The organism is Prevotella sp. MGM1 (genome assembly GCF_002933775.1).
Lineage (GTDB): Bacteria > Bacteroidota > Bacteroidia > Bacteroidales > Bacteroidaceae > Prevotella.
In genome coordinates, this window is the sequence record NZ_BEWV01000037.1 from 1 (window position 1) to 712 (window position 712).

At 42.8% G+C, this 712-nt stretch carries 1 pseudogene; it reads left to right on the plus strand.

Annotated elements, in window-relative coordinates:
• Positions 1 to 712, plus strand: a pseudogene (locus tag MoGM_RS12890) (SusC/RagA family protein); the annotation flags it as partial.

Sequence of the window (712 nt, forward strand, 5' to 3'; positions counted from 1 at the left end):
GGTATATACACACGTAATGATTATACTGTAAATCAGCTCGATTTCCGTGGTACCGCACAATATAATAAGGTGTGGAACGATACTCATATCATGAACCTCTTTGCAGGTATGGAAGTCAACAAGACCGATAAAGAACAGATATACCACTCTGATTACGGAGTTGACTACAATAACGCAAGACTGGTGACAATCACTCCTGAATTCTATAAGCAAGCTAAGGAAGAAGGAACTGTTCTTAGTTCGTTTGCTAAGGCATGGACAAGAAGTCTGGCTTATTTCTTTAGCGGAAGTTACTCATATAAGGGGCGTTATACAGGTAACTTCACCATGCGTTATGAGGGTACAAACAAACTCGGCCGTAGCCGTAGCGCACGTTGGTTGCCTACATGGAATGTGTCTGGAGCTTGGAACGTTCACGAAGAGAACTTCTTTAAGAATTGGATGGAGAGCACCAAGAACGCTTTCTCACACTTGGCTTTCCGTGCGTCATATTCATTGACAGCCGACCGCGGACCTTCATCCGTGTCAAATGCGTTGCCTATTTATCTTGCTGAGAACGTATGGCGTCCGCAAGGGGATCAGGTTGAAACAGGATTGCTGCTTGATATGATTGCCAATAATGATCTCACATACGAGAAAAAGCATGAACTTAACCTTGGTCTTGACGCCGGTTTCTTTAACAATCGTATCAATCTTAACTTTGATATATACT